Source organism: Streptomyces sp. NPDC093568 (assembly GCF_044764945.1).
Taxonomy (GTDB): Bacteria; Actinomycetota; Actinomycetes; order Streptomycetales; family Streptomycetaceae; genus Streptomyces.
In genome coordinates this window covers 211,259-224,013 of record NZ_JBIWJD010000002.1, presented here as the reverse complement: position 1 = coordinate 224,013, position 12,755 = coordinate 211,259, and the positions used below count along the sequence as shown (strand labels likewise).

The 12,755-nt window shown below is 72.5% G+C and carries 12 protein-coding genes; 5 read left to right on the top strand and 7 right to left on the bottom strand.

Features of this window, described 5'->3' with window-relative positions; genetic code table 11:
- The first annotated feature begins 79 nt into the window (after nt 1-79).
- Complete coding sequence (locus ACIRD7_RS10515) at nt 80-853, top strand: IclR family transcriptional regulator (RefSeq protein ID WP_403452108.1); 774 nt, start codon at nt 80-82, stop codon at nt 851-853.
- Complete coding sequence (locus ACIRD7_RS10510) at nt 850-1,698, top strand: SMP-30/gluconolactonase/LRE family protein (protein ID WP_403452106.1); 849 nt, start codon at nt 850-852, stop codon at nt 1,696-1,698. The genes ACIRD7_RS10515 and ACIRD7_RS10510 overlap by 4 nt, the downstream gene beginning before the upstream one ends.
- 75 nt (nt 1,699-1,773) lie before the next feature.
- Here the strand turns inward: ACIRD7_RS10510 and ACIRD7_RS10505 are convergent, their stop codons facing one another.
- The 6 genes from ACIRD7_RS10505 to ACIRD7_RS10480 all read right to left on the bottom strand — a co-directional run bounded on the left by ACIRD7_RS10505 (nt 1,774) and on the right by ACIRD7_RS10480 (nt 8,268).
- A complete protein-coding gene (locus ACIRD7_RS10505; RefSeq protein ID WP_403452104.1) occupies nt 1,774-3,174 on the bottom strand; it encodes an FAD-dependent oxidoreductase in 1,401 nt (466 codons plus the stop codon).
- A gap of 121 nt (nt 3,175-3,295) precedes the next feature.
- Entirely contained in the window at nt 3,296-4,480 is a 1,185-nt protein-coding gene (locus ACIRD7_RS10500) for an MAB_1171c family putative transporter (protein WP_403452103.1), read from the bottom strand.
- The gene (locus ACIRD7_RS10495; RefSeq protein WP_403452101.1) at nt 4,477-5,718 is read right to left on the bottom strand and encodes an MAB_1171c family putative transporter; all 1,242 of its coding nucleotides are present in this window, start codon (nt 5,716-5,718) and stop codon (nt 4,477-4,479) included. Before ACIRD7_RS10495 ends, ACIRD7_RS10500 begins: the two co-directional genes overlap by 4 nt.
- A complete protein-coding gene (locus ACIRD7_RS10490; RefSeq protein ID WP_403452099.1) occupies nt 5,715-6,215 on the bottom strand; it encodes a toxin in 501 nt (166 codons plus the stop codon). The genes ACIRD7_RS10495 and ACIRD7_RS10490 overlap by 4 nt, the downstream gene beginning before the upstream one ends.
- Nucleotides 6,216-6,424: 209 nt before the next feature.
- Nucleotides 6,425-7,654, bottom strand: coding sequence for a DUF6545 domain-containing protein (locus tag ACIRD7_RS10485; RefSeq protein ID WP_403452098.1), 1,230 nt, complete (start codon nt 7,652-7,654; stop codon nt 6,425-6,427).
- The gene (locus ACIRD7_RS10480) at nt 7,651-8,268 is read right to left on the bottom strand and encodes a toxin-antitoxin system, toxin component family protein (RefSeq protein WP_403452096.1); all 618 of its coding nucleotides are present in this window, start codon (nt 8,266-8,268) and stop codon (nt 7,651-7,653) included. Before ACIRD7_RS10480 ends, ACIRD7_RS10485 begins: the two co-directional genes overlap by 4 nt.
- A gap of 269 nt (nt 8,269-8,537) precedes the next feature.
- On the opposite strand from ACIRD7_RS10480, the gene ACIRD7_RS10475 reads away from it, so the two are divergent.
- Together ACIRD7_RS10475 and ACIRD7_RS10470 are read left to right on the top strand one after the other, a co-directional pair.
- Nucleotides 8,538-10,046, top strand: coding sequence for an alpha-N-arabinofuranosidase (locus tag ACIRD7_RS10475; RefSeq protein WP_403452095.1), 1,509 nt, complete (start codon nt 8,538-8,540; stop codon nt 10,044-10,046).
- A 215-nt stretch (nt 10,047-10,261) separates the two neighbouring features.
- Nucleotides 10,262-10,921 carry a DUF4360 domain-containing protein gene (locus tag ACIRD7_RS10470; RefSeq protein WP_403452093.1) on the top strand — a complete coding sequence of 220 codons (660 nt, stop codon included), beginning with the start codon at nt 10,262-10,264 and terminating at the stop codon, nt 10,919-10,921.
- A gap of 49 nt (nt 10,922-10,970) precedes the next feature.
- Here ACIRD7_RS10470 and ACIRD7_RS10465 read toward each other — a convergent pair whose 3' ends face one another.
- Nucleotides 10,971-11,930 carry an alpha/beta hydrolase family protein gene (locus tag ACIRD7_RS10465; protein ID WP_403452091.1) on the bottom strand — a complete coding sequence of 320 codons (960 nt, stop codon included), beginning with the start codon at nt 11,928-11,930 and terminating at the stop codon, nt 10,971-10,973.
- Between the two features lie 163 nt (nt 11,931-12,093).
- Between ACIRD7_RS10465 and ACIRD7_RS10460 the strand changes: the two genes are divergently transcribed.
- Complete coding sequence (locus ACIRD7_RS10460) at nt 12,094-12,681, top strand: TetR/AcrR family transcriptional regulator (RefSeq protein WP_403452090.1); 588 nt, start codon at nt 12,094-12,096, stop codon at nt 12,679-12,681.
- The last annotated feature ends 74 nt before the right edge of the window (nt 12,682-12,755 follow it).

The window sequence follows — 12,755 nt, the reverse complement described above, 5'->3', positions numbered from 1 at the left end:
TGTGTTCGTTATCCCGATCGGCTGTTGAAATCTCGAACGCAGCCTCAGCCTTACCGACATGCAAGGGAGGGGGCCGGACGTGGGACGCCTCGTACCAGCCGTGACCAGGGCTCTCGACATTCTCGAGCTCTTCCTCGACGGGGACGGGACGCTCTCCGCCCCCGACATCGTGCGCAAGCTCCAGCTGCCGCGCACCACCGTGCACGAGCTGGTCACCACTCTGGCCGCCCGGTCGTACATCGTCCAGGTGCCGGGTCAGCCGGGACGGTACCGGCTGGGCGTGCGGCCGTACCAGCTCGGCAGCCGGTACGCCGAGCAGCTCGACCTCGCGGCCGAGGGGCAGCAGGTCGCGCGGTCGGTCGCCGAGACCTGTGACGAGACCGTCCACGTGGCGATCCTCGAGGGCACCGACGTCATCTACATCGCCAAGGTCGACTCGACGCACGCGGTGCGGATGGTCTCCGCCGCCGGTCGCCGGCTGCCCGCCCACTGCACGTCCGTCGGCAAGATGCTGCTGGCCTCCCTCCCCGAGTCGGAACTCGGCTCGCGGATCCCCGACGGGGCCGAGCTCGTCGCCATGACCCCGAACAGCATCACCGACCCCGGCGATCTGCGCGAGGCCCTCGCCGCGATCCGGCAGCGCGGGATCGCCGTCGAGAGCCGGGAGTCCAACCCGGACGTCTCGTGTGTCGCGGCGCCCGTGCGGGACCGCACCGGGCAGGTCGTCGCCGCCCTCTCCATCTCCGTGCCGATGATCCGCTGGAGCGACGACCGCCTCGCCGAGCTGGAGCAGCTCGCCGCGAAGGGTGCCGCCGAGCTGTCGGAGCGGCTCGGGCACCGGAGCGTGGCATGACGGCGGCGTACGAGGTCGCCGTGGCGGCGGAGGCCGAGCTGGGCGAGGGGCCGACCTGGGACGCGGACAGCGGACGGCTGCTGTGGATCGACATCCTGGGCAGCCGGATCCACACCTACGACCCCGTCTCCGGGCGGCGCAGCGTCCGTACGACGCCCCAGCACATCGGCGCCGTCAAGCCCCGCGCCGGCGGCGGGCTCGTCCTCAACCTCCGGGACGGCGTGGGACTGCTCGACCCGGACGACTCCTTCCGCTGGCTGCACCACGAGGCCGTCCCGGGCCGCCGCGCCAACGACGCCGCCGTCGCCCCCGACGGCTCCCTGTGGGCGGGCACCATGCGCTACGACGAGGCCCCGGGCGGCGGCACCCTCTCCCGGTTCACCGGTGACGGATCGGCCGATCTCGTCCTCGACGACGTGGCGGTCAGCAACGGCACGGGGTGGAGCCCGGACGGCCGCCTCATGTACTACGTCGACTCGCCCACGCGGCGCGTCGACGTCTTCGACCACGTGGACGGCGGTGTCGTCGACCGGCGGCCGTTCGTCGCGATCGAGGACGGCGCCGGGTTCCCCGACGGGCTCACCGTGGACGCCGAGGGCGGTGTGTGGGTGGCGCTCTGGGACGGTGCCGCGGTCCGGCGCTACACGCCGGACGGCGAGCTGGACCGGGTGATCGAGCTTCCGGTGCCCCGGGTGACCGCGTGCGCCTTCGCCGGGCCCGACCTGACCGACCTGTACATCACCACGGCCCGCGTCGGCCTGGACGCGCCGCTCCCGCTGGCGGGCTCGCTGCTGGTCGTACCCGGCGCGGGGAAGGGGCTGGTCCAGCCCGCGTTCGCCGGCTGACCCGGGGACGGGGCCGCCGGGGAGGCGAGGTGAATTCCAACTCCCGCGCCTCCGTGGCCCGTTGGCCCCCTTGCCTCAGCTTGCGGTCCGGTCCAGACCCCGCAGGATCTCCCGCTCCTCCTTCGTGAGCGGTGCCCCCACCGCCGCCGGCATCGGCGGCCCGCTCAGCGTCGCCAGAACGGTCGACGGACGCAGCAGTCGCGTCGGCCCTGTCGTCATGCTCGTCACGTCCCAGACCGCCGACGCGGCGGTGTAGGAGCCGGTCGCCGTGCGGATCATGCGGCGCGTGTAGGCGGTGACCAGGCGGTCCGCGACCCCCGGCGAGCCGCCCCTTGTGCCGGGGAACCAGACGTCCTGGCTCACCGCCATCGTCCAGGCCCCCTCCACCGACCGGGCCGCCGCCCGCTGTACCCGCCGGGCCAGCCCGGAACCGGTCAGGCCGGCGCCGCGCAACTCCTCGCCCAGCGCCCGCGCGCCCATCGCCGCCACCGACATGCCCTGCCCGTACGCCGGGTTGAAGGTGGCCAGCGCGTCACCGAGGACCACGAAGCGCTCGGGCCACCGGCGGGTCTTCTCCAGATACCGCCGATGGTTGCTGGTGCTGCGGCTGACATGGACGTCGGTGAGCGGCTCGGCACCGGAGATCAGGCGGCCCACGATCGGGTCGGGCAGCTCAAGGGCGTACCGCAGGAAGGCGTCCGGGTCCGACGGCGGCTCGCCCCCGCCCCGCGTGCCGGCCAGGCTCACCATCCAGCGGTCGCCCTCGATGGGCAGCATCATCCCGCTGCGGCCGGGCCGGCCGAGGTACGGGTTGGCCTGCACGATGGTCAGCGGGAAGGGCCCGGCGCCCTCGGGGGTGCGGTAGAGACGGGTGGCGTTCACCAGACCGGCGTCCACGGTCTTCTCGCGGACATCCGAAATGCCCAGCTCCGCAAGCCAGGTGACGGCCCGTGAGCCACGCCCGCTCGCGTCCACCACGAAGTCGGCCGGCAGGTCCTGCGAGCCGTCCGCCGTCGACAGGCACACCCCGGTGACCCGCTCGGCCGAACCCGTCAGCTCCAGCGCCTGCGCCTTGCGGATCTCCACCCCGGTGTGGGCCAGCACGGCGTCCCGTATCGCCCAGTCCAGCAGGGCCCGGGTGCAGGTCAGCATCTGCGGTCCGGGATGCCGCCAGCGCCGGAACCAGCCCTCGGGGGTGAGGGCGACCATGCCGGAGGCGAGCGGAATCTCGTGCGCGCCGGCGGCGAGCAGATGCTTGCGCATGCTCACGCCGGGCACCAGGTCCTCCATCGCGGCCAGTCCGCCGGCCATGAGGAGATGCGCGTGACGGCCCTGCGGCAGACCCTTGCGGTGCGCGGGCTCGTCGGGCAGTTCGTCCCGGTCGAGTACGACCACCTCGTCGGCGACCGTGGACAGGGCCGCCGCGGCCAGCATGCCCGCCAGTCCCGCACCGATGACGACAGCTCTACGCGACATGCCTCTCCTCGCACTCAAGCGCCCGTAGGGCGCGGGGAACTGCGCGATCAGCCACGCCGGCGCCGCAGACGACCGACGGCATGTCTCGGCACTCCCCCTCGCGGCGCACCCAGCGGAGCGCTCAGGCTCTCACCGTACCTTCACGCACCGTGTTCCCGGCAGCCGATCGGCCCAGTGCCTGCGCCAACTCCACCAGCCCGCCCGTGCCGGAGACCTCCGTGGCATGCAGACGGGAGGTGCTCGGCGTCGCCAGCGGCTCCTCGCGTGCCGCCGCCCGTCGGGCCGCGGCGGCGATCATGGCGGCCTCCGCGGCGACCCGCGCCTCGTGCGCGGAGCGTCCCCCGGCCAGCGCGGCGGACAGCGCCCGCTCGCGCACCCGCTCGTCGAAGTAGGGGGCCAGCGTCAACAGGGCGTCATGGATGGCCACTTCGCGCCAGTGCAGACGTTCGGCGGGCAGCTGCCACCAGGACGACTCCGGCCTGGGCGCGGTGGACACGAACCCCACCCGCAGCCACAGCGGCCCGAGCCGCCGGTGGTCGCGCAGCCCCCGCCAGTGCCCCACGGCGGCAGGCAGCAGCCTCGGCAGCACGAACCCGGCGGAACACATCAGCGCCGCCAGCGCGGCCATCGGCGGGGCGACCTGGGTGGAGAGGAAGTCCAGGTCGTGTCCCGCCCAACGTGCCGCCACGGCCGTGTACTTGGTCAGCTGGAACCCCACCAGGTCCAGCAGCGACCCCACGCAGATCAGCAGCAGCCCGGCCCTGAGCAGCCCGGTGACCTCCCGGCCCCACCGCACGCACACCACGACCATCGCGACGATCGCCGCGCTGTGCCCGAGCAGATAGAGCACGATCATCTCGCGCATGCCGGGGGTGTTGGCGTAGTAGGTGTCGAGGTCGGTCAGCCGCTCGACCCGCGCGTCCGCGAGCGCGAACAGCACGACGACGGCGACGATCAGCGGGCCGTACACCGCGATGCAGCGCAGCACCAGCCGCCGTACCCGCTCCCGGGGCCCGCCGCGCCAGTTGATGAGCAGGATCAGCAGCGAGCAGCTGTACGCCGTGAGCAGCCCGTACGTCAGCGGGGCGCCGAAGTTGGGGACGCCGGTGAGGTCGTTGACGGCGGCCAGGGTCATCGGCGCCGAGCAGAGGAACACGACCGCGCCGAGCGTGATGGCCACGCAGGTGGACACGGTCAGCGGGTCGGGCCGGGCCGAGCGCTTCCCGGCGGTCGTCCGGGGCCGGCGGAACAGCACGGCGGCGGACAGCGCGAGGACACCGGCTGCCAGATAGACGACAAGACTCATACGGCGGAGCTCCGTTCCGCCGCCCGCGCCCCGGCCAGGGCCCCGCGCGCCAGCGGCGAGGTGACGAGCGCGTCCGCGATCCGCACCAGCGCCTCCGGGCCCGGCGCCCGCTCCTGGAACCACTCCGACTCACCGGCGTGCCCCGCCGCCGGCACCGCGCGCCAGGCCTCCCGCGCCGCACCGGCCGGCCCGTCCCACGGGCAGCCGGACTGCTCCGCGAGGCACGTCCTGGCCGCCGTGGCGATCACCGCCGCCCACGCCGTCGCCGCCGCCCGCTCCGGATCGCCCGTCGCCCGCAGCGCGGCCTCGTGCGTCTCGTCGTACAACTCGCGGTCGACGTAGGCGTCCAGGTGGCTGAGCGCGTTGTGGATGCTGGTCTGGCGCCAGACCAGCCGGGTGGCGGGGGAGGACCAGCGCGGGCGTGGCAGCCGCAGCCGGCGGCGGGTGAGGACGTCGTCCAGCTCGCGCTCCAGGGGAGCGAGGCGCGTGTACGTCCGCCGGGCCCGCCGCCACTCGGCCAGCCGGGGGCCGGCCAGCGGGATCAGCACCCCGGTGGCCGTCAGCACGGCACTGAGACCGGCGGCCGACTGGGCGACGTCCGTGCCCAGCGTCGGCCAGTCCCGCCCGGTCCAGCGGGCGGCCACGGCGATGAGCTTGGACACGCTGTACCCGGCCCCGCACACGGCTCCGGCCCCCAGCGTGAGCATCCCCGCGCGCAGCGGGCCGCGCACCTCGCGGGCCCAGCGCAGCGCCGAGACCGCGGTGACGGTGACGGCGGTGAGATGCCCGGCCAGATAGAGCAGGATCATCTCCCGCAGGTACGGCGTCGTCGCGTAGTAGGTGTCCAGGTCCTCCCGGCGCTCCACCGGGGCATCGCCGAGCAGGAACAGCGCGGCGACGCACAGCACCACCCCGGCGTAGGCGAGCACCCAGCGGCGGGCGGTGCGGTGCACACCCGGCCCGCCCCGCCAGAGGGTGACCAGGATCTGGGAGGCGGCGCCGCACGCGGTGATCGCCGCGTACGTCAGCGGCGCGGCGAGGTTGGGGACGCCGCTGAGACGGTTGACGGCGCCGACCGTGGGCGGGGCGCCGAGGAAGAAGCAGAGGCCGCCCAGGCCCAGGACCGCGCAGATGGCCCGCAGATAGGGGTCGCGGCGATGGCGGACCAGGTCCGGGACCTTCACCGCCACGCCCAGCCACAGCACCGCGCAGCTGACATAGCCGAGCAGGGCGCTCACCCTTGCGTCCCGCGGTAGTTGAGCGCGGCGCCGATCCGGCCGGCGAGGTCCTCGCCGTCGGCGCCCGCCGCGAACACGGAGTCCGCCGAGGCCTCCAGCCAGGTGCGCAGTTTGCGGCCCATCAGCATGCCGAAGCGGTCCGCCTCCTGCTCGTCGGCGAGGGTGAAGTCACTGCGGGCGGCGGCCGGCCGTGGGCCGGCGACGGGGTCCCGCCGCTGGTGCATGTGCCACACCTCGTGGCAGAAGATCACGATCTGGTGCCATACGGCGGCCCGCCGGTCGACGATGACGTCGTCGTGCGTCTCGCGCTCCAGCCACAGCCCGCTGGCGGTGTGCGGCGGGAAGACCTCCCGGTGGACGACGATGGGCCGGCCGCGCCACTGGACGGCCGAGTCGACCACCGCCTGGAACAGGGCCTCGGGATCCGCGGGCACGGGCACGCGGATGGGGCCGATGAGGGCGTCGGCGAGGCGACGCATCTCCCTGTTCGTACGCACGGTTCTCCCCGTGGCCGCTGGACGTTCGACCCTGTGCAATATGCCAAGTCCCGTGTCGGCTCAGCCACCTTCCGCACCCGAGGGCGGCCAGGGATGGCCGAAACCGAGCCGAAATCGGAGCAGAACGAACTGCCCGGGCCGGGCGGCCGGGCCCTGTGCCACAGGCTCGGCCCGTCCCGGGGCGCGCGGAGACTTTGGCCAATTCGCCGTCAGTTGGCGACCGGTACACCGTCCGGCCGGGACCCCGTCCGCTTCCGTACCGCCCGGATGTCCTCGGCGTCCCGCAGGGCGCGGGACATGGCCCCGATGTCCCGCAGCAGATCCGTGGTGTCGGTGTCGCCGCCGCCCTCGCCGTCCCGTGCGGCGCTCCTGGCGTCGACGGCGTCCAGGACCGCGACCGCCGAGGCCAGTGCCTTCGCCCGGTCCGGTGGCAGGCCGAGGGCGACGGCGCAGTCGTAGGAACGGTCGCGCTGCTCCGGGTCGACGAACCGGGCCAGCGGCAGCAGGACATCGCGGATGAACGTCTCCCGGCGGATCAGCCGCAGTTCGGGGGTGGCGCGCAGCACGAAGGGCACGCCACCGCCGTTGACCGACTTCATCAGCAGGTACAGCGGCCGCAGTTCGCGGTGGGCGAGCCGGATGCGCCAGCGGTCGTGCAGGTACTGGCCGGCGTGCGGAAGGATGAAGCCGACCGCGACCAGGATCGCGGAGAGGCAGGCGAGGGGCGGTGCCACGGCCGTGCTCAGCCAGTCCAGGTTCCGGCCGGCCCAACGGGCCACCAGGGCGGTGAGCTTGGCGGCGTCGAAGGCCAGCTGAAGGGTGTAGCCGACGCCGAGGAACTTCAGGCCCCAGCGCAGCCAGGCGTCGAGTCCGTCGGTGCGGATCCAGTTCCAGATCAGCCAGTTGGTGACCAGGGCCGCCGTGGTGTGCGCGAGGAGGTACAGCACGATCATCTCGCGCATGTACGGCGTGTTGGCGTAGTACGTGTCCAGGTCCCGCAGCCGCTCCACGGGCACGTCGGCGAGCGCGAACAGCACCCACATCGCGACGATCACCCCGGAGTAGACGGCGACGACACCGCGCATGGCGCGGCGGGTGCGGGCCGAGCGGTCGGACAGACCGCTGCGCCAGGTGATGATGAGCAGCAGGCAGGACGCGCAGAACGCGGTGAGCAGCGAGTACACCCAGGGCCCGGAGAAGTTCGGGATCCCGGTGAGCCGGTTGACCCGGGCGATGGTCGACGGCGCCACGAACACGAACACCGAGCAGGCGAGCAGCAGCAGTCCGCCCACCGCGCGCAGCAGCGGGTCGTTCCACAGCCGGATGATGGTGGGCAGCTTGATGGCCAGCGCGGCGGCCAGGATCCCGGCGGGGATCCACCAGAAGTTCGGATAGAACTCGTTGACGAACTCGACCGGCGTCAGCGCGAGCGACGTCACGGCGTCGCACCCCGATTCCGTCCGCGATAGCCCAGGGACCGCTGTACGGGGTCGAGGGGCGGGGCGTCGCCGTCCCCGCCGGACAGCAGCGGCCGGAACGCGGCGGCCAGGCGGTGCCCGAAGTCGTCGGCCTCGGCCTCGTCCCGCCGCCGGGAGCCGTTGCGCGCGGCGACCGTGAGGGCCGCCTCCCGCCAGCCGGGTGTGCCCACGAGCGCGTGCGCGGCCGCGGTGCCCGCCGTGTGCGGGTGGCGGTGCCCGGCGTGCATGTGCCACAGCTCGTGCCCCAGGACCACCAGCCGCTGCACCGCCTCGGCCCGCTCCTCGACGATGACCAGGTCGAAGTCCTGGAACTCCACCCACAGCCCGGTCACTTCGATCTCGTCCGGGAACCGCTCGAAACGCAGCTCCACGGGGCGCCCGCCGCGCAGCGCGCTCATCTCGGCGCACAGCGCGTGGCACAACTCGCCCACGTCGGACGGGGGGTGGGAGCTGGCCCGCACGGCCGTGCTCAGCCCGGAGGCCAGGTCGTGCATCGCGGCGGCGGCGGGAGAGCGCCGCAGCCGGAGCACCGAAGCGACCCGGGCCGCCCTCTTGCGCGCGCCCGCGATGTCCATCGCATCCCCTGTTCCCCCGCCGTTCGGCGGGCCGTTCGAGCCTACGCGGCCCGAAGTGTTCGCGTCATGCGATCCGGCGACCGTTGTTTCAACGGGGAACGACCGCCACGGCCCGGAATTCATGCACGGGGCATTGACTGGAAAACGCTTCCACCTTACGTTCCCGTTCGAAGTCACGTGCGTAATCCGATATGTCGAACAGCAGGCGGTCGATGCCGGTCAAATACATGCCGCCACCGAAACAGAACGACCCACCCCGAAAGGCGAACATGCACACCGCCCGCTTCACCCTCGACCCCGCTTTCACCGTCGGCGAGGTCAACCCCCGCCTCTTCGGCTCCTTCGTCGAACACCTCGGCCGCTGCGTCTACACCGGCATCTTCGAACCGGACCACCCCACCGCCGACGACAAGGGCCTGCGCACGGACGTCCTCGACCTGGTCCGCGAACTCGGCGTCACGGCCGTCCGCTACCCGGGCGGCAACTTCGTGTCCGGCTACAAGTGGGAGGACTCCGTGGGCCCGGCGGACAACCGCCCCCGCCGCCTCGACCTGGCCTGGCACTCCACCGAGACGAACCGCTTCGGCCTCTCCGAGTACATCGACTTCCTCCGCAAGATCGGCCCACAGGCCGAACCCATGATGGCCGTCAACCTCGGCACCCGCGGCGTCGCCGAGGCCCTCGAACTCCAGGAGTACGCCAACCACCCCGAGGGCACGGACCTGTCCGACCTCCGTGTCACCCACGGCGACAAGGCCCCCTTCGGCATCAGGCTCTGGTGCCTCGGCAACGAGATGGACGGCCCCTGGCAGACCGGCCACAAGACGGCCGAGGAGTACGGCCGTCTCGCCGCCGAGACGGCCCGCGCGATGCGGCAGCTCGACCCCGGCGTCGAACTCGTCGCCTGCGGCTCCTCCAGCCAGTCCATGCCGACCTTCGCCGAGTGGGAGGCGACGGTCCTGAAGGAGACGTACGACCTCGTCGACTACGTCTCGCTGCACGCCTACTACTGGCCCGAGAACGGCGACCTCGACTCCTTCCTCGCCTCCGCCGTCGACATGGAGTCGTTCATCGAGAACGTCGTCGCGACCGCCGACCACGTGGGCGCCCGGCTGAAGTCGAAGAAGAAGATCAACCTCTCCTTCGACGAGTGGAACGTCTGGTACCTGCCCGAGTGGGAGGCGCACGCCAAGACGCTGACGGACTGGCCGGAAGCCCCCCGCCTCCTGGAGGACAACTACAGCGTCATGGACGCGGTCGTCTTCGGCTCGCTGCTGATCGCGCTGCTGCGGCACGCGGACCGCGTCACCGTCGCCTGCCTCGCGCAGCTGGTCAACGTCATCGCGCCGATCATGACCGAGCCGGGCGGCCCCGCCTGGCGGCAGACGACGTTCTTCCCCTTCGCGCAGGCGTCCCGGTACGGCCGCGGCCAGGTCCTGGACGTCCGGGTGGACTCCCCGACCCACGAGACCGAGAAGTACGGCGAGACCGACCTGCTGCACGCCACCGCCGTGCGCGCCGAGGACGGCACGGTCACCGTCTTCGCGGTCAACCGCAGCCGCGGCGAGGCGCTGCCGCTGGAGGTCGCCCTCAGCGGCCTCGACCTGACGGCGGTCGTCGAGCACAGCGCCCTCGCGGACGCCGATCCCGACGCCCGCAACACCCTCGACGACCCCGAGCGGGTCAGCCCGCACCAGGTCGAGGGCACGGCCCTGAAGGACGGCCGGCTCACCGCCGTACTGGAACCGCTGTCCTGGAACGTGATCCGCCTCGGCTGACCTTCCCGGGTGGCCGCCACGTGGATGTGAACGACCTCGCCCCTTGTGGATAACTCAACTGTGAATGGCTGGAGTTGGCTCCTGCCGACCGCACGCGCGGCTCCTACGATGCGTACGCCTCCGGCCTTCACAGGAACCTCACCGTTTCTTCAAATGTTCAACGAGAGTGAAACGGGCCGGAGGCGCAGCCACCCCCCATCCCCAAGGAGAGCTCCATGGCACGTGGACTCCTGCGCCTCCTGCTGAGCGGCGGCGCGCTGGCCGCCCTCTTCGGCGGCGCCCTGCCCGCTCAGGCGGCCCCCGCGTTCGACAACCCGCCGCCGGACAAGATCGTCATCAAGGTCGCCACGGTGAACGGCTCCGGCTGCCCCCAGGGCACGACGGCCGTCGCCGTCTCCGAGGACAACACCGCCTTCACCGTGACCTACAGCGACTACCTCGCCCAGGTCGGCGGCAGCTCCGACCCGACGGCGTTCCGCAAGAACTGCCAGCTCAGCCTGGTCGTGCACGTCCCCGGTGGCTTCACCTACGCCATCGCCAGCGCCGACTACCGCGGCTTCGCCGCCCTCCAGTCCGGGGCGAACGCCACGCAGAGAGCCTCGTACTACTTCCAGGGCTCTCCGAACACGCAGTTCCGCAGCCACCCCTTCAGCGGCCCGCTCAACGACAACTGGCAGGCCACCGACGAGACCGACTGGGCGCAGCTGGTCTGGGCGCCCTGCGGGAAGCAGCGCAACTTCAACATCAACACCGAGCTGCGGGTGAACCTCGGCTCCTCCTCGCCGAGCAAGGTCAGCTTCATGACCATGGACTCGACCGACGGTGACATCAGCACGGTGTACCACCTGGCGTGGAAGGAGTGCCCGGGCCGGTAGCGCACGCGTCGGGCCGCGCTCGCCGAAGTCGGCGGGCGCGGCCCGACGGCTACTTGGACTCCACGCGCCCGACGGCGTCGGGGCCGGTCGTCAGGGCCTCGGTCGCCGTTCGCCACGTGTCGTCCTCGGGGTCGAATCGGCCGCGGAGGTAGGCCGGGACGAGGCGGCCGAGCGCGGCGACCAGTGCGGGGTTCTCGTCGGTGGTCTCGGCGGCGTCGTAGCCGGCGATGCCGCCGAGTCCGTGCTCCGCGCCGAACAGGGTGAGCAGGGTCTTGGGCGCGGGGGCGAGGGCGTAGGCGTCGGCGTGCCAGTCCGGCCCGGCGTCCGTGAAGTGCCGGGCGTCGTCCTTGTCGCCGACGACGACCAGGGCGGGCGTGGTCATGGCGGAGAAGTCGGACGAGTGGACGAACGAGATGACCTCGGCCATCGGGCCGTTCAGGACGTCGCCGCCCCTGCCGGGTGCCGCCAGCAGCACACCCGCCGTGATCCGGGGGTCGAGCAGGTTCACCGCCTCGCCCGTGCCGGGGTCGGTGGTGCGGGCGCCGAGCAGCAGGCCGGCGGTGTGACCGCCGAGCGAGTGCCCGGCGACGGCGACGCGGGTGCGGTCCACGCGTCCGGCCAGCTGCGGCACGGCGGCCTCGATCGCGTCGAACCGGTCGAGGACGTGGGTCATGTCCTCGGCGCGCGAACGCCAGAAGAAGGGCGCCCCGGGGGCGTCGGCGACGAGGTGGCTCAGGGTCCTCGAGCTGAGGTGGGTGGGCTGGACGACGACGAAGCCCCGCGCCGCCCAGAGGTTGGCGAGCGGCGCGTAACCGTGCAGCGAGGAGAGGTGGTTGGAGGGGCCGTGCCCGTGGGAGAGGAGGATGACGGGCAGGTCGGTCCCGGTCGCCGGCGCGGTGACGCGCAGGTGCAGGTCCACGGGGCGTCCCGGGACGGGCAGCACCACCGGGCCGTACGACAGGACCGGCGCGGGCGGGGCGAGGGCGGTGGTCTGCGTGGATGCGGGCATGATGCGCTTCCCTTCTGGGGCCCTTGCGCACGCCGGCCGTTTCAGGGCAGGGGTGGGCAGGGTGGTCGGAAGTGCCCGGGTCGGCTAGCCTGAACCGGAACACTGCTCCATTTAGTATCCGGAGCACTGTTCCGCTTTGTCAACGGCGTACGAGGAATGCCTGATGTCCACCGAGAACCCGGCCGGGAAGACACCGGCCCGAAGCAAGCGGGCCGACGCGCAGCGCAACCAGCAGACGCTGCTCGCCGCGGCCGCCGAGGTCTTCGTCACCTCGGGCGTCGACGCGCCGATCCGCCAGATCGCGGCCAAGGCGGGCGTCGGGATGGGCACGATCTACCGCCACTTCCCGACACGGGCGGATCTCGTCACCGCCGTCTACCGCCATCAGATCGAGGCGTGCGCGCAAGCCGGCCCGAGGCTGCTGGCCACCACCGACTCCCCGTTCACCGCGCTCCGCCAGTGGATCGACCTCTTCGTCGACTTCCTGGTCACCAAGCACGGACTCGCGGGTGTGCTGCACTCCGACAGCGCCGGCTTCGAGACCCTGCACACCTACTTCCTCGACCGCCTCCTCCCCGTCTGCACCCAACTCCTCGAAGCCGCGGCCGCCGCCGGCGAGATCCGCCCCGGCGTCGAGGCGTACGAGCTCATGCGCGGCGTCGGCAACCTCTGCATCGGCGCGGACAGTGACCCCCGCTACGACGCACGCCGACTGGTCGAGCTGCTCGTGGCGGGGCTGCGCGGGACATGACCGGCCATCGGATTGAACTGGCCGACGCCGTGCAGGCGGTACGGGACCAACTGATCACCGCGGCGGCTCGTTCG

Excerpts from the sequence above, each read along its gene's own strand:
- ACIRD7_RS10510 (WP_403452106.1), top strand. The coding sequence starts at position 850 with ATGACGGCGGCGTACGAGGTCGCCGTGGCGGCGGAGGCCGAGCTGGGC.
- ACIRD7_RS10505 (WP_403452104.1), bottom strand. The coding sequence starts at position 3,174 with ATGTCGCGTAGAGCTGTCGTCATCGGTGCGGGACTGGCGGGCATGCTG.
- ACIRD7_RS10500 (WP_403452103.1), bottom strand. The coding sequence starts at position 4,480 with ATGAGTCTTGTCGTCTATCTGGCAGCCGGTGTCCTCGCGCTGTCCGCC.
- ACIRD7_RS10480 (WP_403452096.1), bottom strand. The coding sequence starts at position 8,268 with ATGGACATCGCGGGCGCGCGCAAGAGGGCGGCCCGGGTCGCTTCGGTG.
- ACIRD7_RS10475 (WP_403452095.1), top strand. The coding sequence starts at position 8,538 with ATGCACACCGCCCGCTTCACCCTCGACCCCGCTTTCACCGTCGGCGAG.
- ACIRD7_RS10470 (WP_403452093.1), top strand. The coding sequence starts at position 10,262 with ATGGCACGTGGACTCCTGCGCCTCCTGCTGAGCGGCGGCGCGCTGGCC.
- ACIRD7_RS10465 (WP_403452091.1), bottom strand. The coding sequence starts at position 11,930 with ATGCCCGCATCCACGCAGACCACCGCCCTCGCCCCGCCCGCGCCGGTC.
- ACIRD7_RS10460 (WP_403452090.1), top strand. The coding sequence starts at position 12,094 with ATGTCCACCGAGAACCCGGCCGGGAAGACACCGGCCCGAAGCAAGCGG.